The following is a 21,139-nucleotide window of genomic DNA, read 5'->3' on the forward strand; positions in this document are numbered from 1 at the left end:
AGCCGGGCTAGTTCGCTGAGACGGAGTTTGCCATGGCAAGATATGTTCTTTCACGCACAGGACAGGCGCTTCTGGTGCTCTGGGCCGCCTTCACGATTTCCTTCGTGCTGCTGCAGGCGATGCCCGGCGACGCGGTGCTGATCAAATTCCAGAACCCGGAATACGGCCTCAGCCCGGAACAGCTGGCCGATATTCGTGCAGCCTACGCAGCAGACGGGTCTCTGGCGTCGCAATATCTGCAAACAATCGGCAACTTCCTGACAGGCAATTTCGGCTATTCACTGCAGCGCGGTGTCGCCGTCAGCGCGCAGCTTGCGGTCAACCTGCCCTCGACCATCCGGCTTGCAGGGCTCGGCTTTGCCACCGCTTTAACCCTCGCGGTCATTCTTGCGATCTTTTGCAACATTCCGGGCCTCGGCCGGCTTCGTTCGTTCATTCATTCTATCCCTTCGCTGTTCGTCTCCGTGCCCACTTTCTGGCTCGGCATCATGCTGATCCAAATATTCTCGTTCCGGCTGAAACTCGTGCCGGTGATCAATCCCGGGCCATGGGAGGGACTGATCCTTCCCGTCCTGACCGTTGCCGTTCCGATTTCCGCACCGATGGCGCAAATCCTGCTTCGGAACATCGATGAGGTCCTTACGCGTCCCTTCGTGGCTGTTGCGCGCGCCAAGGGCGCATCGCATTCCTGGGTGTTGTGGCGCCATGTCGCAAGGAACGCACTGCTGCCAGTACTGACGGTGGCTGGTGTGCTCTTCGGCGAACTGCTGGCCGGTGCCGTCGTGACCGAAGCCGTCTTCGGCCTCAACGGAATCGGCGGCCTCGCCGAACAGGCAGTGACCTTCCAGGATGTCGCGGTTTTGCAGGCGATCGTCGTCATATCTGCAGCCACCTTCGTCGCCATAAACCTTGCGATCGATCTGCTCTATCCCGTGCTCGATCCGCGACTGAAAACCAAATTGGGGACCGCGCGATGACCCAGCTCGACAGTGCAGAACGGCACCTCAATATCAAAAGTCCGGATCCGGTCGACTGGATCGCGGAAGCACCGGTCGCCGATGAGACGCTGCCGACCGCCGAAGGAAAGAGGCACGGCATCCGCGTCCAGCCCGACTTTGTGCTCGCTGTTGTGATCCTAACCCTTGTCCTTTTATGGGCTGTCGTTCCAGGGCTCTTTACCGCGTATGACCCGATCCAGGGGCAGGCGGGTCAGCAATTGAAACCGCCTGAGACAGCGCATCTGCTCGGTACGGATTTGCTCGGCCGCGATCTTTACGCGCGGCTCGTTCATGGTTCGGTGCATACGCTTTCCGGCGCGCTTGCGGCTGTCGCCATCGGCATTGCCATCGGCACGGCGCTCGGCCTTCTAGCAGGTTCCTTAGGCGGTTTGGTTGACGGGGTCATCATGCGTCTCATGGATGTGCTGCTCTCGATCCCGGCCCTATTGCTGTCGCTCAGTATCATCATCCTTCTCGGATTCGGCACGACAAACGCTGCCATCGCCGTCGGCGTAACGTCGATTGCAAGCTTTGCCCGTATAGTGCGCTCGGAGGTCGTGACGGTGCGCCGCAGCGAATATGTCGAGGCGGCCTTCGGCAGCGGCGCCACGTTCCTGAAAGTGCTGTGGCGGCACGTTCTGCCGAATTCGCTGACATCTGTCATTGCGTTTGCAGCGCTGCAGGTCGGGTCGGCCATCCTGCAACTTTCGACCCTCGGTTTTCTGGGCTACGGCGCGCCACCCCCGACGCCGGAATGGGGCCTGCTAATTGCCGAAGGCCGCAACTATATCGCAACCGCATGGTGGCTGACGGCCGCACCCGGCATCGCCGTGGTGCTCGTCGTTCTCTCGGTTAACCGGGTCAGCCAGGCAATCGGAAAGGTGCAGAGATGACGATCCAACCGGTCAATCGGCCGAACGGCGCGACCCAGCCCGCCGCAGTCCTCGAAGTGTCGGGGCTGACGGTCTCCTACAGCGACCGGAACGGAACGCGTACTGCGGTGCGCGGGATCGATTTTCGCGTTGATCCGGGCGAGGTCGTGGCGCTTGTCGGCGAGTCAGGTTCGGGCAAGAGCTCGACTGCGCAGGCAATCATCGGCCTTCTGCCGGAAAACGGACGCCTCGAGAAAGGCAGTATCCGGCTGAACCGGCAGGAGATTGCCGGCTGGCCTCAGAAGCGGCTCGATGGCATTCGCGGTTCAGTCGTGAGCTTGATACCGCAGGATCCGGGCAACGCGCTCAATCCGGTTAAGACTATCGGCAAACAGGTGGCGGAGATCTTCGCAATCCACGACCAATCTTCCGGACCGGTTGCCTATGCTCAGGCAATCGAACTGCTTGGGCGCGTCGGCCTCTATCAGCCGACGTTGCGTGCCCAGCAGTATCCGCACGAGCTGTCCGGCGGCATGAAGCAGCGCGTGCTGATTGCGATTGCAATTGCACTGAGACCCTCGCTGATTATTGCCGACGAGCCGACGAGCGCGCTCGATATGACGGTCCAGAAGCACATTCTCGACCTCATCGACGCGCTGCGCCGCGAATGTGGGACAGCGCTCCTATTGGTGACGCACGATCTTGGAGTTGCCGCCGACCGGGCCGACAAGCTGGTGGTGCTGAAACATGGCCGCATTCAGGAACAAGGCCGTATCGGCGATATCCTGAGGGCGCCGCAAAGTGCATATACGCGACAGCTTCTTGCCGACGCGCCGTCTCTCAATGCCGGTCGACGCCGCGTGCCGGCTGCTGCAGGAGCGCCGGCCACAGAGCCGGACGATATCATCGTTGTCGAAAATCTAATCCAGGATTTCGGCCTCGGCGGACAGAAAGGCCAATTTCGCGCCGTCGACGACATCTCGTTTCGGGTCCGGCGCGGCACGACTCATGCGCTTGTCGGTGAATCGGGATCCGGCAAGACAACGACAATCCGTACTGTGGCGGCCTTCCAGAAGCCGACGGCGGGGAACGTGTTCGTCGATGGCCTAGACCTGGCTCGTCTGGGCGGTGAAACGCTGAGGCTCTTTCGCAAGAAGATCCAGCTCGTCTATCAGAATCCCTTTGGCTCACTCGATCCGCGCCAGACCATTGCACGGATTGTCGAGGAGCCACTTTTGAACTTTGATCCGATCTCACGCGCCGAACGGGCTGAAAAGGTCGCAAACACACTCGAAAGGGTGGGGCTGACGCTCGATATGCTGCAGCGCAGGCCGCATGCGCTTTCCGGTGGACAGCGTCAGCGCGTTGCGATTGCCCGTGCGCTGGTCCTTGGTCCGCAGATCCTCGTTCTCGACGAGGCGGTCTCAGCGCTCGACGTCACCGTGCAGGCGCAGATCCTGTCATTGCTCGACAAACTGCAGCGCGAGCTTGGGCTCACCTATCTTTTCGTCTCCCACGATCTCGCCGTGGTCCGCCAGATCGCCGACACGGTCTCGGTGCTGAAAGAAGGCAAGCTCGTCGACAGCGGGCCGGTGGAGGGTGTCTTCGGCGATCCGCAGCATGCCTACACGCGTGAGTTGATCGATGCCATTCCCGGCAAGAAATATCCGCCCATCCCGAGGCGGTCGTCGTTGACCAATGCAGGAACGAATCCATGAGATATCCAGTCCAGCCGAAGCGTCTCGGCTTTTTCAGTCGGGTACTCGACCAGGCCGATCCGGCAACCCGCTACCGGCTGGTTGTCGAGCAGGTCATCCATGCGGAAAAGTTCGGATTTAACAGCGCCTGGATTGCCCAACACCACTTCAATGGCGAAGAAGGGGGACTTCCTTCACCCCTTATCCTTCTTGCCGAACTTGCGGCGCGAACATCGCGCATCCGGCTCGGAACAGGCGTGATCACGCTTCCGATGGAGAATGCGGTTCGTGTTGCGGAGGACACGGCGGTTCTCGATATCCTTTCGAATGGCCGCCTTGAAATCGGTTTCGGCACGGGCGGCACGCCTGCAGCCTTCCTGCCGTTCGGCCTGCAAAGTGCCGATCGCGGCCAAGTCTATGCTAAGAGCCTTGCGATGGTGCGCGGCGCCTGGGCCGGCCGCGAGCTGGAAGGCGGCAACCGCCTCTATCCAGATGCGCCGCACTTGCTTGATCATGTCTGGCAGGCGACGTTTTCCGTCGACGGCGGCGAGCGTGCTGGCCGTGATGGTGATGGTCTGATGCTTTCGCGGACGCAGCCGCGTCCGCTTGAAGCCCCGTCTGCGGCGCTTTGGGAATTGCAAAATCCGATCATTGATACCTATCTCGGAGCGTTGGCCGACTGCCGCGCGCCGCGCATTCTCGGTTCCCCGCAGCCTCTTTGTCGCCGATGACCGGAAGGAGGCGCTGCATTTTGCCGAACTCGGGCTTAAGCGCAGCGTCGAGCGCTTTGTCGCAAGCGGTCATAAGATTACCGGCACGACGACAGAAGACCTCATCAAGGCATTCGATGTGCATGTCGGAACGCCGGACGACGTGATTGCGTCGCTTAAGGCCGATACTGCGCTGTCGCGAGTGACCGATCTCGTCTTCCAGGTGCATTCGGTTGATCCGCCGCAAGAGCATATCCTGCGCTCGCTGGAATTGACGGCAACCATCGTGGCGCCCGCGCTTGGCTGGACGGGCCAGGCTCTGCTTCATCACGAGCGGCGGCTCGCAGCCAACGCCTGATTTTCGGCTCTCCAAGAAAGGGTATCGACCATGACCTCTTCGACACCTGACGTTATCGATCTTTTAGCCGGCATCCGCGCCGGATCCTTCGTCGATCGCATTCGTGCGGAACGGCCTGAAACACGCTCAAATGCGCAGAAGAGCTATCTGGCACTTTTCGAGCCGGTACAGGAAGGAGGCATCTTGCGGATGGAGCGGCTTGCAGTTGCGGCCTTCGTTGCGGGATTGCACGATGCAAGCGCGGCAGCAGAATTCTATACGGCCGGCATCATCGAGACGACGGGCGGCGCTTCTCTTGCCGCAGCCGTCAGAGCAGAGGTCGAGAAGGGGCGCACGCATGGCCCCTACGGCAAGTATCGTGCGGCACCCCTATCGGTTGGAGACAAGTCGGGCCTGGTCTTTGAGGTATCCGATTTTGGACGCGTCGCTCTCGGAGTTAAGCTTTCGGCGGCGCTTGAACATAGCCATCTGCTGGTGTTCCGGCCGCGAGAGGCGTCTCCGGCTGCCTTGCAAAAATTGCTGGATGCCGGATGGAGCACGACGGCGATCGTGACGCTTTCGCAGATCGTTTCCTTCCTTGCATTCCAGATCCGCGTGGTCACGGGGCTTGCGGCGCTATCCAAGGCGGGCGAGGGAACACTTGCTTCGGAAGCAGCCGAATAAGGAGACGATTACATGACCGAGATTGCAATCCATCCTGAGCTCGAGTACCGCCCGAGCGCCTTCACACAGGCCGAGGTTGGCTGGACACCCTGGCTGGCACCGCTCGCAGAAGAGGAACTGACAGACCGGCATTGGGCGGGGCTCGTTGATCCATCGCGCGCCAAGTCGGCTTACTTCATGCTGCTTGTACGCGATCCGGAGATCCTAGAGGCTCGCACGAAGACCGACAAGGACATCTTCTACAATACGGCGGCCGGTCTGCCGCGCGCCGATAGGGAGCTGTCTGCGACGGCCGCGTCGCGGCTGAACGGCTGCATTTTCTGCGCCTCGGTCCATTCCCGTTTTGCCTCTCATTATTCCAAGCGCACCAGCGATGTTCAGCGCCTGCTCGACGAAGGAACGGATACCGACCTCGGCAGCCGCAGGTGGAATGCAATCGTCGAGGCTTCGGTCGCTTTGACGGCGACACCATCCGCCTTCAATGAAGAAGAGATCGCCCGGCTGCGGTCCAAAGGTCTGAACGATCTGGAAATTGCCGACGTCATCCATGGTGCCGCTTTCTTCAACTGGGCCAACCGACTGATGCTCTCGCTGGGCGAGCCGACACCTGCGGCTGAAGCCTGATGGCGCCGAATTTTATCTCGATAGAGAGAAGATTTTAATCCGCCAGCCGCTTTCCATCTGCATCGAAGAAGCGGCGCTTGGTCATCTCGCTTGCAAGATGGACGGTGTCGCCGGCCTCGATTGTGAGCGAAGACCTGTGTTCAGCGGTAACGGTCTGGCCATCATCGAGTTGGCAGTAGAGGTACTGAGTTCCGCCCAGGTACTCAAAAAAATCAACGCGCGCTCTAAGCGTCTGCGCCGCAGCTTCAGCGACAATGAAGTGCTCCGGGCGAACGCCGAATGTAAGCCTTTCGCCCGCCGAAAGCTTTCCAGATGCAATCGGCGCCGGGATGACGGTTCCGGCGATGCTGATTGTGCCGTCGCCTGACCATGTCGCTTGCAGTAAATTCATCCGCGGTGAGCCGATGAAACCCGCTACGAAGACATTGGCCGGGTTCTCATAGACTTCACGCGGCGTTCCGGCTTGTTCGATACGCCCATCGCGCAGAACGACGATTTTGTCCGCAAGCGTCATCGCCTCGGTCTGGTCATGCGTCACATAGATCATCGTGTTGCCGAGTTCGCGATGCAGCCGAGCAATCTCGATGCGCATCGAGACCCGCAATTCGGCATCGAGATTGGATAGCGGCTCGTCGAACAAGAACACGTCCGGCTTGCGCACGATTGCCCGGCCGATCGCTACGCGCTGGCGCTGACCGCCGGAGAGTTGTCCGGGCCTGCGGTCGAGCAGGTGCTCGATCTTCAAGATCGCGGACGCGGCCTTCACACGTGCTTCGATCTCTGCTGCCGCCGTTCTCGCCATCTTCAGTCCGAAGGCGAGGTTTTCGCGCACGCTCATGTGTGGGTAAAGCGCATAGGACTGAAACACCATGGCAATGCCGCGCTCGGAAGGATCGAGATCGGTGACGTTGCGTCCCTTGATCTCGATCTCGCCGTCGGTGACCTCTTCCAATCCGGCAATCATGCGAAGCAGCGTCGACTTTCCGCAGCCGGACGGTCCCACGAAGACAACAAAGGAGCCTTCGGCAATTTCGAGGTCGATGCCATGAATGACATCGAGGCTGGCGAAACTCTTGCGGACGCCCGCCAGCACGACGCCAGTGTCAGCCAGTTCACTCACCGCGTTCTTCACCTGCTCTTACCCAGACAAGCATCTCACCTGGCGCTCGATTGTCCCAGAATGGATAGGGCACGAAGCGCGCAGTCGTTTCGCGTGCATGCGGCGGCGACGCCCTGTAAAGGGCGCTGCCCCAATCGGCCTCATCGCGCCTTGCGGGCAAATCCAGAGCGACGGCACCACGAAGCTCGGCGACTTCGGAAGTTGTCGCTTTCGAAACGTCGCCATTGAGCCGGATTCCATTCAAGCCGGAGCCGTAGCACCTACGGAAGGAAGAATTGGAGCCACCGAGGGAACGGTGCGCGCAGCTTTTTTGCTGCAAGCGCGCACCGTTTGAGGTGGCCATGGCCAGCCAAAGTATCTCTAGAATGTGAGTGTTCACAACTCATTCCGGAGAGACCGACCATGACCAGTCAGAATTCTATACCCACCGCTGCCGTGTTGGTAGCCATCGACATCGCCAAGGTTCGCAATGAAGTGTTGATCGAAGCACCCGGCCATAAACGCCGCCGCCGGTTGGCAATTCTCAACACCCGTGCGGAGCATGATCGTCTGATCGAAGTCCTGCAGGCTTATGGCCAACCGGTGGTCTGTGCTTTTGAGGCAACGGGCAATTATCACCGACCCGTCGCCTGGCGTTTGGTCGAAGCCGGCTTCGAGACGCGGTTGGTCTCGTCGCTGGCACTGGCCCGCACGCGAGAAGCCTTGCACAACAGCTGGGACAAGAACGATCCCAAGGATGCGCAGGTGATCCTGCACATGTTGAGGATCCATTCGACACAAGTCTATCATGATCCCTTGCGTGCCGGCATCAACGACGTTCAGGAATTGTCGAAGACACACGAAGCCATTGCTAACGCCAAGACCGAGATCCAGCATCGCATCCTGACGCATTACCTGCCGCTGTATTTTCCTGAGATTGATCGCTTCAGGGGCAACAGCCGTAGCGACTGGTTCTTCGCTTTCCTCGATGCGTTCCCCACACCCGCGAGCATCACGACACTGACGAAAGAGGAGTTCGTCGAAGCGGCATGGGATGTTGTCGGCAGGAAAGTCAGCAAGTCACAGATTTTAATGGATATTTATGAGACGGCATGCACATCGATCGGCTTGCCATTGCCGCTGGATGCGCCTGCCATTCGCATGTTTCGGATGGTTGTGGCCGAAGCCCGTAGCCTGATCCGCCAACGTAACGAGATCGAAACACAGGCCGATGAGCTGCTGCGACACAGCCGCGATTATCAGCTTTTGCGGCAGATACCTGGGATCGGTCCCATCAACGCGCTGACGATCATCGCGGAGGCTGGGGATCTACGCCGCTTTCACCATCACCGTCAGTTTCTCAAATTCTGCGGGCTGGATCTGTCGACACAACAATCGGGCCAGTATCGTGGCCAGACCCGGCTTTCCAAATTCGGCAACGCGCGGCTGCGACGGACGCTGTGGATTGCTGGACAAGTTGCCATCCGCCAGCGTGAGAACGGCTTCCGGCATAAGTTCGAACGCTACATCGCAAGGGATCGTGACAATCCCGATCTCCGCCGCAAGGCAATGACCGCTATTACCGCCAAGATGGCGCGTGTCGTACACGCCGTCGTCAAAAGCGGTTCAGACTACCGGCCCTTCGTTGAAGGGCGGGTACCAGGTGGAAGAACCTCTGTCAGGTAGGGCCGTGAGGGCATCCCATCGGATGACCCTGTAGACAATGCTTGGGTCTTCCACCTGGATCAGAAGCTCGTGTTAAGGACGGTGAGGGCCAAAATGATGGACCCTGTGTTTGCTATGGACGAGACCTTTTCCCATTCCAGTGGAGGCCGCCTGGTTCGACGATGTGACTTGACGAGCGTCATGCAGCGCGAGCATGCTGACGAACAGAGAAACTTTGCCTGCCAAGCCCATTTTCTTCCGCACTTAGGACGTTGTCGGTTGCCTCGACGCAGTAGACCAGAGGGCCGCGCATCAAAGCGGTGCGGCCGGCATCCTGGCGCACGAGCGGATTGGCAAAGAGCGAGCGCGCCGCAAGGGGGATGTCGAGATCGACGTGATCGCCGCTTTTCCATTCCCGCTCGATGCGGGCATAGCCGTCGAGCGCCACGGATGAAAGTTCAAGCGCCTCGCCATTCACCTTGATCGCGACGCCGTTTGCCCATTCGGGGATACGAAGCGACACTGCGAAACGCGCCGGCCTTTCCGTTACGATGTCGAAACATATGGCGCCATCCCAAGGATAGCGCGTCTCCTGCGCGAGCGTGATATTGGAGCCATCAATTTCAAAATGGGCCTTGCTTTCTCCGTAGAGATGTACGGCGATCTCGTCGTCGGCAACGGCATACATATACGACCCGATGGAGGAAAGCAGGCGGGCAATGTTCGGCGGACAGCACGGGCAATGATGCCAGATCCAGCGATGATGCTTACCGGCACTTTCAAGTGGGTTTTCATAAAAGAACGTGCGGCCGTCGAGCGAAATACCGGCCATTGCGCCATTGTAAAGCGCCTGTTCCATGATGTCGGCATAGCGGCGGTTCGGGCCGCGGCCGAGCATGCGGCTTGCCCAGAAGACAAGGCCGACCGAAGCACATGTTTCCGCATAGGCGCTTTCGTTCGGCAAGTCGTAGTAGTCGGTGAAGCCCTCATTTGCCGCGGCCGGGCCAATGCCGCCTGTAATATACATCTGCTTGGTGGTAAGGTCGTCCCAGAGTATTTCGAGCGCTGCAGTCAGCGTGTCGTCGTTATATTCCGTCGCGATATCGGCCATGCCGGAATAAAGATACATCGCACGCACCGCATGGCCGACCACCTTCTTCTGCTCGCGCACCGGTTGATGCGCCTGATTGTATTCGTAAGTCTTCTGGATGAAATTTGCCGGATCGCGCCCATCGCGGGTCGCCTCTTCGGTGAAGAAATGCGGCTCTGTGCCACGCTCGTCTATGAAATACTTGGCAAGATCCAGATACTTCTTCTCGCCGGTCACCCGAGCGAGTTTCACGAGCGCAAGCTCGATCTCCTCATGGCCGCAATAGCCCGGTATCTGGCCCTCGCCATGGCCGAAGACCTTGATCATATAATCGGCATACCGGCACATGATGTCGAGCAGCTTTCGCTTGCCCGTCGCCTGATAATAGGCAACGGCGCCCTCGATCAGATGTCCGGCGCAATAAAGCTCGTGGTGATCGCGCAGATTGGTCCAGCGGCGACCGGGCTGAACGCGTTGGAACCAGGCATTCAGGTAACCGTCCGCGTCCTGCAGTTTCTCGTACATGTCGATGATTTCGTCGACGCGCGCCTCAAGTTGGGGATTGGGGCGCCGGTAGAGCGAATAGGCGACCGTCTCGATCGACTTTCCAAGGTCGCTGTCCCAGAACATCTGCGTCGTACCGCCCCAGGGCTGAATTGGAATGACGACACCGGGGCCCGGCTGGCTGGTATCGATCGCGCGCAGCATGCCCGCCTCCACGCAGCGGTCGAGAAGTGTCTCAGCCGTGGACTCGCAGATGGCATCCTGACGGTCACCGAAGATCCCGTAAAGCTCGACGTTTGGAACGGGCAGGGGGCGGAACTGGCGGTCACGTTTTGGCTTGTTCATGGCTTCATCCGTTGTAGCTGGTTCATTTTACCGCGCCGGCCATCAGCCCGCGCATGTAGTAGCGTTGCAAAAGCAGGAAGACGATGAGGCAGGGGATCGTCATGACGACGACGCCCGCCTGCACAGCACCCCAGTTGATGGCGCCAAGGCGGCCGGCGCGCACCGCCGTCATGAGAACCGGCAGGGTGTATTTCTCGTTGCTGGAGAGCAGCACAAGTGCTGCCAGGAACTCATTCCAGGCATTCAGGAACGCAAAGATCGCGACGGTGGCGACACCCGGCAAGACGAGGGGCAATAGCACGCGCCCGAGGAGTTTTAAATCACGGGCGCCGTCGATGCGCGCAGCCTCCTCGATTTCCTTCGGCACGGCGTCGAAAGCATTTCGCATCATGAAGACGGAAAAGGGTAGCTGGAGCGTCACATAGACGAGCGTCAGCCCGAGCAGCGAATTGTTGAGACCGAGCTTTGCAAGGATGATGAAAAGCGGCGTCAGGATCGACTGGAACGGGATCATCAGTGTCGTGATGATCAGCACGAAGAGCACGTTCTTCAGAGGAAAGCGGTAGCGCGAAAATCCGTAGCCCGCTAGCAGGCTGACTACAACCGTGAGTATCACGGTGGCAAGGGAAACAAGCAGAGAATTGATCATATGCCGCCAGATGCCGGCGCCGAAGGTATCCAGCAATCTGTAGGAATCGAAGCTTATTCCCGCGGTCGGCCATGGTGGCAGGGGCGGCAGGCTCGCTTCGGTTCCATGCCGGAACGAGGCAAGCAGCGTGACGGCGAAAGGCGCCAGAAAGAAGATTGCGATGGCGATCCCGGTCAGGTGATAGGCCGATTTCTGGCGCAAGCGCTTTCGTGCACGTTTTTCCTTCGCGGAAATCATGGGTGATCCCCTCCGACACGGAGCAGCCAGAGCTGCACGATGCTGATAGCCACCAGGATCGCGAGCAGCGCGATCGAGAGCGCTGCGCCATAGCCGAGATTGAAGGACACGAAGGACTGATTGAAGATGTAGTAGACGACCGAGATCATCTTGTTCTGCGGTCCGCCGGCCGTCATGATGTAGAACTGGTCAAAGGCGAGGATCGATCCGGTGACGGAGACGATCAGTGCCAGTGCGATCGTCTTGCGCATCAGCGGCAGTGTCAGGTGCACGAAGCGTTGCCAACGCCCGGCGCCATCGATGCGGGCCGCCTCGGTGAGTTCGGCGGGAATAGCCTGAAGTCCGGTCAGGAGGATGATCATGGTGAAGCCTGCGATCTTCCAGACGACCATCACGACAATCGTCAGAAACGCCGTGTCGAAAGTCGCAAGCAGGTTGGGGCTCTTTGCCACGAGGCCGAGGCCTTTCAAGGCGGGACCGATGAAACCGCTGTCGACATTGGCGAGCCAAACCCAAAGCAGCGAGGCCGTCGCAAGGCCGACGACCACAGGCAGGAAGATGACCGTGCGGTAGGCGCTGACAAACTGCCGCTCTTTCTCGACGAAGATCGCGAGCGGAAAGGCCACCGAAAAGATCGCGATCGTGACGATCACGGTATAATAGGCCGTAAAATTCAGCGCTGTTATGAAGCGACTGTCGTTATACATGCGAAAATAGTTGTTGAATCCGATCCAGCGAGAAGCGCCCATCAGCGGCCAGTTGTGAAGGCTCATCCATCCGGTGAAAAGCACCGGCATGATGAAGAAGACGATAACGAGCGCCATGGCCGGCGCGATATAGGCAAGGCCGCGCCATTGCGATCTCCGACGCCTGCGCGCGGAAGATTGGCGCGGTAAGCCTGAACCTGTCATCGAGAACGCTCCGCATCTGTCGTTGAGGTTGGCCGGGAAGCTGCCACCGCCTCCCGGCCCGCGGCCGGGAGAGGATTATTGGCCGCTGTCTATGATCGATTGCATTTCCGACTGGGCGTTTGAAAAGGCGCCGTCGACATCGTCGCCGAAGATCGCGGCATTGGTGAAGCTGGCCCATGGGCCGTTGGCGCTGTTGATCAGATCGTTGAACTGCAGCGTATAGGGTGTCTTGGCAACGCCAATGGCCTTGAGGCCGACCTGCATGCGCGGATCGAGGCCTTCCAGGACCTTGTCGGCGATATCGCCTCGCGTCGGCAGGCTGCCGTATTTCGCCATGACCTTCTGGCCATCCACTGAGTAGACGTATTCGAGGAATTCCTTCACGGCGTCGATCTTCTTCGTGCCCTTGGTGATGACGAAATTATCGCCGCCGGCGAAGGAGGACGGCTTTCCGTCGACGCCGGGAATGAGCGTTACCCCGAAGTTGATGTCCGGATGTTCGGTCACCAGCGTGCCGATGGCAAAGGCGCCGAGGCTCTGCTGACCGATTTTGCCATTGGTGAAGGTGAGGAAGTTCGCGCCGTTGTCGCTTGCAGCTCCCGCCGGAACGAGGTCCTTCTTGACCATGTTGCGATAGATATCGACGGCCTTGCGCATTTGCGGGGTATCAAGCGTTGCTGCCTTGCTATCGGCCGACAGGATATCGGCGCCGGCACCCCACACGAGCGGCGTGAAGGTGAATATCATACAGCCACCGCAGCCGCCGCCGGAGAAATAAAATCCGTAGGTGTCTTCACCGAGCGCGCGGATCTTTTCCGCGTTGGCGGTAATCTCGTCCCATGTTGCCGGTGCCTTTTCCGGGTCGAGACCGGCCTTCTTGTAGAGATCCTTGTTCCACGCGAAGACCGATGTCTCGACGGAGAGCGGCAGGCCGTAAATGCGGTCCTGATAGGTTCCGAGGCGAACGTGTGACGGCGACAGCGAATTGAAGTAAGGCAGAGATTTTGCCCAGTCCGTCAGGTCCTCCAACTGGCCGGCCGCAGCAAAGGCCGGGTTATAGATAAGATCCATCGAAAGGGCGTCGGGGGCCTGTCCGCCGGCAATCGCGGTTGCATATTTCTGCACCAGTTCGGAAAATGGCACCTCGGTTGCGACGACCTGGTTTTCGTGGTTGGCGTTATAGGCTTCGACGACCTTCTTGAAGGCGTCGCCGATCCCCGAGCGGACCCACATTTCAACTTTTTCGGCGGCCGATGCTCCGGATACCAGGCATAGGGTAGCGATGCTGGTCGCTGCTATTAGGCGCTTGATCATGACATTCCTCCCAATATGGCGCGTCTCCTCGCGCCGCTTCTCATTCTTCGCGGGCATCACTCCCGCATGACTGCCGCACGATCAAACGGCACGGCAATTTCCGCACGCCGGGCTCGACGGGCCGGCCTTCGGCGAGGGCAAGCACGGTCAATCCTGCCTGACGCCCGAGCTCCTTCAATTCCATGTCGATCGTCGTCAGCGGCGGCCGCGTCTGTGCGGCGACGATCTCCCAATTGTCAAAGCCGACCACAGAAACGTCCTCCGGTACTTTGACGCCCCGTTCGCGCAGCGCGTCGACGACGCCGCGGGCAATCTGATCGTTGCCGCAGAAGATGCCATCGGGTTTTTCTCCGGCGCGGCTCCATATCTGGTCGACCGCTTCGTGACCCCAGGCTTCTGCCCACACGCCGTAAAGAACCGGTTCACCGTCACCTGCCAGTTCGCGATAGGCAAAAGCGCGTTCGCGCACCGAAAAGAAGCTTTCAGGACCAGTAATATGGACGATGCGGAAACGCCCGAGCCCGATCAGCCATTCCACAGCGAGCCTTGCGCCCTGTGCGTCATCCGAGCGGAAGCTGACGCTGCCCGGCATACCTTCCGTAAAGGCATAGACCACGGGTACCGGAAGGCTCGACAAATCGACCGGAAGCTGCCGATCGACCCGTTTTCCCGATGCGATGATGCCATCGACCTGCTTGTCCAGCATCGCATCCACATGAATCTGCCCAAGGGCCGGATCGTCCTCGATCGCACACAGGAAAACCGAAACTCCGTGATCGACAAGCGCTTCCGAAATGCCTGCCATCACCGGAAGGGTGAAGCGGCCATAGGTATCGTTGGTCAAAAGCCCAATAGTGAAGCTGCGCTTGCTCAAGAGGCCACGCGCCAGCGCGTTCGGCCTGAAGCCAATTTCCCGCGCGATGCGCTTGACCCGCTCGCGTGTTTCCTCGCCCATGCGGCCCGTATCGTTCAGCGCCTTCGATGCCGTCGAGATGCTGACCCCGGCCGCAGCGGCAAGATCGTGGATCGTGATGCGGCTCTGCTTTCTTCCTGTGTGGTCCAGTCTCATTCTTCCACCCCATAAGAGAAAACCTTTTCGCAACAAAAATGTCAACTGCGAAAACGTTTTCTCACCTTCTGGGAAACGATCTTAGGCGACTGTGCCGAACGGAAAACTGGTCAGCATCAAAGATCTGATGAGGATCCGGTAAGGCCTACTTGTTCTTTAGCAGCCACATCTTGCCAGCCATCGTGATCCCGTAGACGTCCTTTGAAGCATCATGATCGAGATGGCGCCGTTCCAGAAACCCGGACGCTTTTAATTCGTCCAGCGCCTTGCTGGTTACGGATTTCACTTTCTGCGGCCGTTCTTTCCAACGGTCGGTTTTCGCGTAAGTCACCGTGGCGTTTTGGTGCGTCCACTTCTTCATCGGCTGAGGATAAAGATCGCCGTCCCTTGCGAGTTTCAGTGCTGCGACCTGCGATGGCGTAAGTTCAATCATGGTTTCGATAAGTCCTATGGTGGCGTTCTTTGCCGCGACTTAGCACAGATTCATGGAACCTCCTCAAAAAAGGGGCAAAAAATCAGATCATCGGCAAGCGGCGGACGTACAGGGCCGCAAAGAACTTCATCAGCGCGTCGCCGGCAGATCGTCTGTCCCTGACTATTGAACGTTTGTCTTCCCATCTCACTGCCTGCCCGTTTGCGGGTTTCAAACGAGAATGACAGTCCTGGGCTCCATTCATTTTACTTTTCGCGCTGCGCGATAAGACCGCGAGCCGCCTCTACCATGAGCTTCAGATGGTCGGGCCTGCGCACGCCCTGGCGATAGAGTTCGATCGTTATGGCAGCAATCCGCTCCGCTTCTTCGGAATCCTTGGCTACTTTGGCTTCCGATCGAACCTCGTCGAATACGCATTGGCACATCTCAAGGTCACGGGTATCGAGCGGCACGTCCGATCTGTTTATGATCGTCTGAACCATCTTGACCTCCATTCCGTACGGCCCACCCGTTGCCGGGCGGGCCGTATGTCAACCTAGAAGTCCATGCCGGCTCCGGGGGGCATGGCAGGGGCGGCGGCTTCCTTCTTGGGTTTTTCCGCCACCATCGCTTCCGTCGTCACCAGCAGCCCGGCAACGGAGGCAGCATCTTGAAGCGCTGTGCGCACGACCTTGACCGGGTCGATCACGCCCATCTGATAGAGATCGCCATATTCATTGGTCTGAGCATTCCAGCCGTAGGAGAATTCGGCTTTTTCACGCAGCTTGCCGACAACGATCGAACCTTCCGCCCCGGCATTCTCGGCGATCTGGCGCGCCGGGGATTCGATTGCGCGCCGGACGATCTCGACGCCGACACGCTGGTCAGAATTGCCCGTGGTGAGGTTGTCGAGCGCCTTGACGGCGCGCAGCAGCGCCACACCGCCGCCTGGCAGGATGCCTTCCTCGACTGCCGCACGAGTCGCATGCAGTGCATCGTCGACGCGGTCCTTCTTTTCCTTCACTTCGACTTCCGTCGAGCCGCCGACGCGGATGACGGCAACGCCGCCTGCGAGCTTGGCAAGACGTTCCTGCAGCTTCTCGCGATCGTAGTCGGAGGTGGTTTCTTCGATCTGCGCCCTGATCTGGACAACGCGGCCTTCGATGTCGGACTTGGCGCCGGCGCCGTCGATGATCGTGGTGTTTTCCTTCTCGACAACGATTTTCTTCGCACGGCCGAGCATGTCGAGGGTAACGGACTCGAGCTTGATGCCGAGGTCTTCAGAGATGACCGTACCACCGGTCAGGATCGCGATGTCCTCCAGCATGGCCTTGCGGCGGTCGCCGAAGCCCGGAGCCTTGACGGCAGCAATCTTCAGCCCGCCGCGCAGCTTGTTGACGACGAGCGTTGCAAGCGCTTCTCCTTCGACGTCTTCAGCGATGATCAGCAGCGGCTTGCCGGTCTGAACGACGGCTTCGAGAACCGGAAGCATCGACTGCAGGTTCGAGAGCTTCTTCTCGTGGATGAGAACATAGGGATCCTCAAGCTCGACCCGCATCTTGTCCTGATTGGTAACGAAGTACGGCGACAGGTAGCCGCGGTCAAACTGCATGCCTTCGACGACTTCGAGTTCGGTTTCGGCGGTCTTGGCTTCTTCGACGGTGATGACGCCTTCATTGCCGACCTTCTGCATGGCTTCAGCAAGGAAACTGCCGATTTCGACATCCCCGTTGGCGGAGATCGAGCCGACCTGGGCGATTTCGGCATTATTGGAGATCTTGCGGGCGTTTTTCTTCAGTTCCTTGACAACGGCATCGACAGCAAGATCGATACCGCGCTTCAGGTCCATCGGGTTCATGCCGGCAGCAACGGCCTTGGCGCCTTCGCGAACGATCGCCTGGGCAAGAACGGTTGCCGTCGTCGTGCCGTCACCGGCAACGTCGCTGGTCTTCGACGCGACTTCGCGCAGCATCTGCGCGCCCATGTTTTCGAACTTGTCCTCAAGTTCGATTTCCTTGGCGACCGAAACGCCGTCCTTGGTGATGCGCGGCGCGCCGAAGGACTTGTCGATCACGACGTTACGGCCCTTCGGGCCGAGCGTCACCTTCACCGCGTTGGCAAGCACGTCGACCCCGCGCATCATGCGGTCACGCGCGTCGCTGTGGAATTTGACTTCTTTGGCAGCCATGTCTTCACTCCTCCATTGGGTAGCGTTAGCTGAAAGGCGCCTCAAGCGGCCTTCTTGCCGGCCGCCGGAACCTCGATGATGCCCATTACGTCGCTTTCCTTCATGATCAGCAGGTCTTCGCCGTCAATCTTGATCTCGGTGCCGGACCATTTACCGAACAGGATACGGTCGCCCGCCTTGACGTCGAGCGGCTGGATCTGGCCGGCGTCATTGCGCGCGCCGGGGCCGACGGCGATGACTTCGCCTTCCTGCGGCTTTTCCTTGGCTGTGTCGGGAATGATAATACCGCCTTTGGTCCTTTCTTCGGACGCAACCCGGCGGACGAGAATGCGATCATGAAGCGGTCGGAACGTCATGTCTTCCTCCATGGACGATGATGATCACTTATCACGCTCCCGGACCAGGCGACCAATCCGGGCGGCTACCGAGCCTTGCTGACCGCTCGGCGGAAAAAATCTGCTACCGATTTTTTCGAATTTCAAGAGGGCGACGGCAAAAAATTAGCACTCGTGTCAGGAGAGTGCTAACGCGCGGAACGGAAGCTTCCCCATCAGCGTTTAATCTGTGATGCGGCGCAGGCAGTTCTGCGCAGTGTCAAGTGTATTCCGAAGAGTGACTTGTCGCCTGATACCCGCCAGGGCAAAGGCGAGTGCGCCGGATGATCTGGCGCGTTGAAAACATGGAGGCTTAGATGAGCGTTCGTGATCTTATTCCCTGGGGCCGCACCAACAGTCCGGTCCCGACAGGCTATGCAGGCAGAGACCAGCACCCGTTCCTTGCGCTTCATCGCGAGATGAACAGGTTGTTCGATGATGTCTTCCGCGGCGTCGAGGGCCATTTTCCGACTGTCGGGTCCGGTTTCATGTTCGAAACGGCCTGGCCGAAGATCGAAGTCGCGGAGACGGACAAGGACATCCGTATCGTCGCCGAAATCCCAGGAATGGACGAGAAGGATATCGAACTTCTGATCGACAATGGCATCCTGACGATCCGCGGTGAAAAGCGGGCCGACAGCGAGGACAAGGACCGGCAATTCTCCGAGCGGTTCTACGGCCGCTTCGAGCGCCGCCTGTCGCTCAATAACGAGGTGCAGGAAGACAAGGTCGACGCTTCGTTCAAAAACGGCGTCTTGACGATCACCTTGCCACGCTCGGAAACGGCGCAATCGACCGCCAAGCGCATTACGATCAACAGCTAGGCCGCCGAACACCGTTGCCAAACCGCATCCGTGGGCCGAGAAACAGGGCGGGACCGCTGGCAGCGACCCCGTTCTCTTCGCCTCGGCCTTTGGCGACAATGGATGCTATTTCGGCTTTGAGCGAGCGCCAGAAGGATATCGTCAGTTGCATCGGCGCCCGCGGTGAATGCCTAAGTCTCACTTCAGCCGTAGTCTGTGGAAAAGCGACGCTGGGAATCGCCGTGCACCGGGGCGTCGCAGGTTGACTTTGCCGATGAATGAGAACATATAGGGAACAAATGTAACGGAGATGCTCATGACGCACGCAGAACTCGTTATACAGAATGCCTTGGCTTTTGTTGCTGCATCCCGCTCGGCGCGCGAGCGCGATCTGGAACGCCGTGAAAAGCTGCTCGAGCGGATCCAGTTGATGAGACCGCCGAACCCCTATCTCGTAAAGACCCGCGGCGGCGAGCAGCTCAAACTTGACCTCGATCACTGAGAGGCGTCTGCCATAGGCAGAAGAGGGTGTTGCCTGCGCCTGATATGCTATAGACCTTCACGACGACGCGCTTCGCAACGGCCGTCCTCGAAGACCTGGAGATCAGGAACATGAGCGCCTCGGCCAAGGGGACGGCAGAGGAACCGGGAAAGAACGTCGCGCAGAAGGCCGCACTCAACCGCTCGATCCTCGCGGCGGCGTGGTACCGCTTCGAACGGCTGCTCTCCTACAAGCTGGCCTTCCTCGGCGGCAACCTCGTGAAGGTCGATCCGCGATAACGTCCGTGACCTGCTCCCGAATGCGGGTCGAGGGACAAGGGAAACCGCGAAAACCAAGCGAAGTTCCTCTGCCTCTCCTGCGGACACGCAGACCATGTCGACGTCAACGCGGCGGTCAACATCCTAGCGGCCGGAACACGGCCATCGGCGATTAAATCCGTCTCCCGAGAACGCGAAAGGGCGGGCCAGAGCCGCCCCTGAAAATCCCGTCCTTTCTGCCGGGGGAGATGTTAACTCGACAGGCCTCTATGGGATTGTCCGGCATCCGATGTACGCCTCCGTTTAACCTTCTCGGGGGCCGTCAAACCAGTCGCTACAGGCCTGGTCCCAGGCTGCTCGACGAAGAAAAGTACCTGGTCAAGGAATTATCCGGCTATGATCGCTATCGCCGGAAGGTGAAGCACCGGCTTGTGCCAGGCATCTGGTAGCTTCGCGAACGAATGCGGGGTTGCTCTAGGGTGCGTTAAGCAGGCAGCCCCTGAAGGGCTGCGGAGGAGAAGAGATGGCATATGACGAGCGGCCACTGGCGATCAGTGCACCGGAACCGCGCACGCTCGATCTGATCTTTACCGACGAGGCGCGAAAACTGTTGCACGCCAAATATCAGATCATCGAGGCCGATCCGGAGAATGTCGCCGGGCTCGGCGATGACGTTCTCGGCAAGGCGCGTTACATCATCGGCCAGCCGCCGATGTCGGTCGGGACCTTGGCGCGCATGCCCGAACTACGCTGCGTGCTGAACGTCGAAAGCAATCTCATCAACAACATGCCTTATGAAATCCTCTTCCAGCGCGGCATTCACGTCGTCACAACGGGACAGGTCTTTGCCGAACCCGTGGCGGAAATCGGTCTGGGTTTTGCACTTTCGCTCGCGCGCGGCATCGTCGACCAGGACTTGGCTTTTCGTAAAGGCAGAGAGCTTTGGGGCGGAGAGGGCAATGCAAGTTCCCGGCTGATTTCAGGCTCCGAGATCGGCATCATCGGCTTCGGCGATCTCGGCAAGGCGCTCCGGCGGGTGCTTTGCGGTTTCCGGGCGACGATCCGGGTCTTCGATCCCTGGCTGCCGCGCTCCATCCTGGAGGAGCACGGCGTCGAAGCGGCGAGCCTAAGAGAGGTGCTAACCGAGAGCGATTTCGTTTTTGTCGTTGCGGCTGTGACCAGTGAGAACAAGCAATTCCTTAACGCTGAGGCGTTTGCCAGCATGCGGCCCGGCTCGGCGTTCATCCTGCTCAGTCGGGCCGATGTCGTCGATTTCGATGCGCTGATGGCGGCCGTCGCATCGGGCCATATCGTTGCGGCAAGCGACGTGTATCCCGAAGAGCCGTTGCCGCTTGACCATCCGGTGCGCAGTTTGAAGGGGTTCATCCGCTCCGCCCATCGTGCCGGTGCACTCGACGGTGCCTTCAAGAAGATGGGCGACATGGTGTTGGAGGACATGGACCTGATGGACCGCGGTTTGCCGCCCATGCGGTGTAAGCGGGCCGAGCGTGAGACCGTTTCGCGCATGCGCTCGAAGGGCGTGAAGATCAATTGATCAGGTATGCGCGGTGCCGCGTGCCAATAGCGCCGGCCGGCTGTTTGCCGCACAATCGCGGCGGCAGATGGTTCAACAACCGTCGATCCCAGCTCCTTTATGAAAATATCGCGAGCCTGGGCATTCGCTTTTCGATTGATGCGCCGCGGCAGCATTTTTGGTGGGGAAATTCTGCGGATCGGGTGCTATCGTTCTGACATGGACTGATGAAGCGGAGGAGCATTGCTTCCAGTATCATGGATC

General features: G+C 59.3%; 19 protein-coding genes and 4 pseudogenes. 12 read left to right on the forward strand and 11 right to left on the reverse strand.

The genetic code is table 11. The annotated features are described in order from the left end of the window. The first annotated feature begins 32 nt into the window (after window positions 1-32). From ACZ9DP_RS06870 to ACZ9DP_RS06895, 6 genes and pseudogenes are all read left to right on the forward strand, one after another. Window positions 33-977 (forward strand): ABC transporter permease, encoded by a 945-nt coding sequence (locus ACZ9DP_RS06870; RefSeq protein ID WP_074072061.1) that lies wholly within the window; start codon window positions 33-35, stop codon window positions 975-977. Next, on the forward strand, window positions 974-1,891 hold the full coding sequence (locus tag ACZ9DP_RS06875) for an ABC transporter permease (protein ID WP_476200915.1): 918 nt from the start codon (window positions 974-976) through the stop codon (window positions 1,889-1,891). Before ACZ9DP_RS06870 ends, ACZ9DP_RS06875 begins: the two co-directional genes overlap by 4 nt. Then, the gene (locus ACZ9DP_RS06880) at window positions 1,888-3,588 is read left to right on the forward strand and encodes a dipeptide ABC transporter ATP-binding protein (RefSeq protein WP_476200917.1); all 1,701 of its coding nucleotides are present in this window, start codon (window positions 1,888-1,890) and stop codon (window positions 3,586-3,588) included. The genes ACZ9DP_RS06875 and ACZ9DP_RS06880 overlap by 4 nt, the downstream gene beginning before the upstream one ends. Beyond that, window positions 3,585-4,635 (forward strand): annotated as a pseudogene (locus ACZ9DP_RS06885) (putative FMN-dependent luciferase-like monooxygenase). Before ACZ9DP_RS06880 ends, ACZ9DP_RS06885 begins: the two are co-directional and overlap by 4 nt. Window positions 4,636-4,665: 30 nt before the next feature. Then, complete coding sequence (locus ACZ9DP_RS06890) at window positions 4,666-5,298, forward strand: CMD domain protein (RefSeq protein ID WP_476200919.1); 633 nt, start codon at window positions 4,666-4,668, stop codon at window positions 5,296-5,298. A 12-nt stretch (window positions 5,299-5,310) separates the two neighbouring features. Continuing rightward, the gene (locus tag ACZ9DP_RS06895; RefSeq protein ID WP_476200920.1) at window positions 5,311-5,922 is read left to right on the forward strand and encodes an alkylhydroperoxidase domain protein; all 612 of its coding nucleotides are present in this window, start codon (window positions 5,311-5,313) and stop codon (window positions 5,920-5,922) included. Between the two features lie 34 nt (window positions 5,923-5,956). On the opposite strand, the gene ACZ9DP_RS06900 is transcribed toward ACZ9DP_RS06895, so the two are convergent. Both ACZ9DP_RS06900 and ACZ9DP_RS06905 read right to left on the reverse strand, forming a co-directional pair. Then, window positions 5,957-7,033: an ABC transporter ATP-binding protein gene (locus ACZ9DP_RS06900; protein WP_194731925.1), complete on the reverse strand. Its 1,077-nt coding sequence runs from the start codon at window positions 7,031-7,033 to the stop codon at window positions 5,957-5,959. 1 nt (window position 7,034) lies between these two features. Next, the gene (locus ACZ9DP_RS06905; protein WP_476202218.1) at window positions 7,035-7,385 is read right to left on the reverse strand and encodes a hypothetical protein; all 351 of its coding nucleotides are present in this window, start codon (window positions 7,383-7,385) and stop codon (window positions 7,035-7,037) included. Between the two features lie 59 nt (window positions 7,386-7,444). Here ACZ9DP_RS06905 and ACZ9DP_RS06910 point away from each other — a divergent pair. Beyond that, window positions 7,445-8,741, forward strand: a pseudogene (locus ACZ9DP_RS06910) (IS110 family RNA-guided transposase). Between the two features lie 216 nt (window positions 8,742-8,957). On the opposite strand, the pseudogene ACZ9DP_RS06915 reads toward ACZ9DP_RS06910, so the two are convergent. The 9 genes and pseudogenes from ACZ9DP_RS06915 to ACZ9DP_RS06955 form a co-directional block, all read right to left on the reverse strand. Next, window positions 8,958-10,625: pseudogene (locus ACZ9DP_RS06915) on the reverse strand (glycoside hydrolase family 127 protein); the annotation flags it as partial. Between the two features lie 22 nt (window positions 10,626-10,647). Continuing rightward, window positions 10,648-11,511: a carbohydrate ABC transporter permease gene (locus ACZ9DP_RS06920; RefSeq protein WP_476200921.1), complete on the reverse strand. Its 864-nt coding sequence runs from the start codon at window positions 11,509-11,511 to the stop codon at window positions 10,648-10,650. After that, entirely contained in the window at window positions 11,508-12,422 is a 915-nt protein-coding gene (locus tag ACZ9DP_RS06925) for a carbohydrate ABC transporter permease (RefSeq protein WP_239600545.1), read from the reverse strand. The genes ACZ9DP_RS06920 and ACZ9DP_RS06925 overlap by 4 nt, the downstream gene beginning before the upstream one ends. A 75-nt stretch (window positions 12,423-12,497) precedes the next feature. Then, on the reverse strand, window positions 12,498-13,736 hold the full coding sequence (locus ACZ9DP_RS06930) for an ABC transporter substrate-binding protein (RefSeq protein ID WP_476200923.1): 1,239 nt from the start codon (window positions 13,734-13,736) through the stop codon (window positions 12,498-12,500). Between the two features lie 40 nt (window positions 13,737-13,776). After that, entirely contained in the window at window positions 13,777-14,805 is a 1,029-nt protein-coding gene (locus ACZ9DP_RS06935; RefSeq protein ID WP_476200925.1) for a LacI family DNA-binding transcriptional regulator, read from the reverse strand. Window positions 14,806-14,950: 145 nt separating this feature from the next. After that, window positions 14,951-15,238, reverse strand: a complete 288-nt coding sequence (locus ACZ9DP_RS06940; RefSeq protein WP_022716313.1) for a hypothetical protein — start codon at window positions 15,236-15,238, stop codon at window positions 14,951-14,953. 245 nt (window positions 15,239-15,483) lie between these two features. After that, on the reverse strand, window positions 15,484-15,720 hold the full coding sequence (locus tag ACZ9DP_RS06945) for a hypothetical protein (protein ID WP_476200927.1): 237 nt from the start codon (window positions 15,718-15,720) through the stop codon (window positions 15,484-15,486). A gap of 53 nt (window positions 15,721-15,773) precedes the next feature. Next, the gene (gene groL, locus ACZ9DP_RS06950; RefSeq protein WP_476200929.1) at window positions 15,774-17,405 is read right to left on the reverse strand and encodes a chaperonin GroEL; all 1,632 of its coding nucleotides are present in this window, start codon (window positions 17,403-17,405) and stop codon (window positions 15,774-15,776) included. Window positions 17,406-17,446: 41 nt separating this feature from the next. Further along, window positions 17,447-17,761, reverse strand: a complete 315-nt coding sequence (locus tag ACZ9DP_RS06955; protein WP_476200931.1) for a co-chaperone GroES — start codon at window positions 17,759-17,761, stop codon at window positions 17,447-17,449. 335 nt (window positions 17,762-18,096) lie between these two features. Between ACZ9DP_RS06955 and ACZ9DP_RS06960 the strand changes: the two genes are divergently transcribed. The 5 genes and pseudogenes from ACZ9DP_RS06960 (at window position 18,097) to ACZ9DP_RS06980 (ending at window position 20,896) form a co-directional block, all read left to right on the forward strand. Then, window positions 18,097-18,603, forward strand: coding sequence for an Hsp20/alpha crystallin family protein (locus tag ACZ9DP_RS06960; protein ID WP_476200933.1), 507 nt, complete (start codon window positions 18,097-18,099; stop codon window positions 18,601-18,603). Window positions 18,604-18,898: 295 nt separating this feature from the next. Beyond that, entirely contained in the window at window positions 18,899-19,084 is a 186-nt protein-coding gene (locus ACZ9DP_RS06965) for a hypothetical protein (protein ID WP_349254120.1), read from the forward strand. A gap of 110 nt (window positions 19,085-19,194) precedes the next feature. Further along, the gene (locus tag ACZ9DP_RS06970) at window positions 19,195-19,362 is read left to right on the forward strand and encodes a hypothetical protein (protein WP_476200935.1); all 168 of its coding nucleotides are present in this window, start codon (window positions 19,195-19,197) and stop codon (window positions 19,360-19,362) included. Between the two features lie 27 nt (window positions 19,363-19,389). Then, a pseudogene (locus ACZ9DP_RS06975) lies at window positions 19,390-19,563 on the forward strand (hypothetical protein); the annotation flags it as partial. A 301-nt stretch (window positions 19,564-19,864) separates the two neighbouring features. Beyond that, complete coding sequence (locus tag ACZ9DP_RS06980) at window positions 19,865-20,896, forward strand: hydroxyacid dehydrogenase (protein ID WP_476200937.1); 1,032 nt, start codon at window positions 19,865-19,867, stop codon at window positions 20,894-20,896. Window positions 20,897-21,139: the final 243 nt, after the last annotated feature.

The sequence above is a fragment of the Rhizobium sp. USDA 4016 genome (assembly GCF_056279705.1).

What these genes read in the sequence shown, in the direction of transcription:
- ACZ9DP_RS06970 (WP_476200935.1), top strand. Translation starts at nt 19,195, where the DNA reads ATGAGCGCCTCGGCCAAGGGGACGGCAGAGGAACCGGGAAAGAACGTC.
- ACZ9DP_RS06960 (WP_476200933.1), top strand. Translation starts at nt 18,097, where the DNA reads ATGAGCGTTCGTGATCTTATTCCCTGGGGCCGCACCAACAGTCCGGTC.
- ACZ9DP_RS06965 (WP_349254120.1), top strand. Translation starts at nt 18,899, where the DNA reads ATGACGCACGCAGAACTCGTTATACAGAATGCCTTGGCTTTTGTTGCT.
- ACZ9DP_RS06870 (WP_074072061.1), top strand. Translation starts at nt 33, where the DNA reads ATGGCAAGATATGTTCTTTCACGCACAGGACAGGCGCTTCTGGTGCTC.
- ACZ9DP_RS06880 (WP_476200917.1), top strand. Translation starts at nt 1,888, where the DNA reads ATGACGATCCAACCGGTCAATCGGCCGAACGGCGCGACCCAGCCCGCC.
- ACZ9DP_RS06895 (WP_476200920.1), top strand. Translation starts at nt 5,311, where the DNA reads ATGACCGAGATTGCAATCCATCCTGAGCTCGAGTACCGCCCGAGCGCC.
- ACZ9DP_RS06920 (WP_476200921.1), bottom strand. Translation starts at nt 11,511, where the DNA reads ATGATTTCCGCGAAGGAAAAACGTGCACGAAAGCGCTTGCGCCAGAAA.
- ACZ9DP_RS06905 (WP_476202218.1), bottom strand. Translation starts at nt 7,385, where the DNA reads ATGGCCACCTCAAACGGTGCGCGCTTGCAGCAAAAAAGCTGCGCGCAC.
- ACZ9DP_RS06980 (WP_476200937.1), top strand. Translation starts at nt 19,865, where the DNA reads ATGGCATATGACGAGCGGCCACTGGCGATCAGTGCACCGGAACCGCGC.
- ACZ9DP_RS06875 (WP_476200915.1), top strand. Translation starts at nt 974, where the DNA reads ATGACCCAGCTCGACAGTGCAGAACGGCACCTCAATATCAAAAGTCCG.
- ACZ9DP_RS06955 (WP_476200931.1), bottom strand. Translation starts at nt 17,761, where the DNA reads ATGACGTTCCGACCGCTTCATGATCGCATTCTCGTCCGCCGGGTTGCG.
- ACZ9DP_RS06925 (WP_239600545.1), bottom strand. Translation starts at nt 12,422, where the DNA reads ATGACAGGTTCAGGCTTACCGCGCCAATCTTCCGCGCGCAGGCGTCGG.
- ACZ9DP_RS06935 (WP_476200925.1), bottom strand. Translation starts at nt 14,805, where the DNA reads ATGAGACTGGACCACACAGGAAGAAAGCAGAGCCGCATCACGATCCAC.
- ACZ9DP_RS06940 (WP_022716313.1), bottom strand. Translation starts at nt 15,238, where the DNA reads ATGATTGAACTTACGCCATCGCAGGTCGCAGCACTGAAACTCGCAAGG.
- ACZ9DP_RS06945 (WP_476200927.1), bottom strand. Translation starts at nt 15,720, where the DNA reads ATGGTTCAGACGATCATAAACAGATCGGACGTGCCGCTCGATACCCGT.
- ACZ9DP_RS06890 (WP_476200919.1), top strand. Translation starts at nt 4,666, where the DNA reads ATGACCTCTTCGACACCTGACGTTATCGATCTTTTAGCCGGCATCCGC.
- ACZ9DP_RS06930 (WP_476200923.1), bottom strand. Translation starts at nt 13,736, where the DNA reads ATGATCAAGCGCCTAATAGCAGCGACCAGCATCGCTACCCTATGCCTG.
- groL (WP_476200929.1), bottom strand. Translation starts at nt 17,405, where the DNA reads ATGGCTGCCAAAGAAGTCAAATTCCACAGCGACGCGCGTGACCGCATG.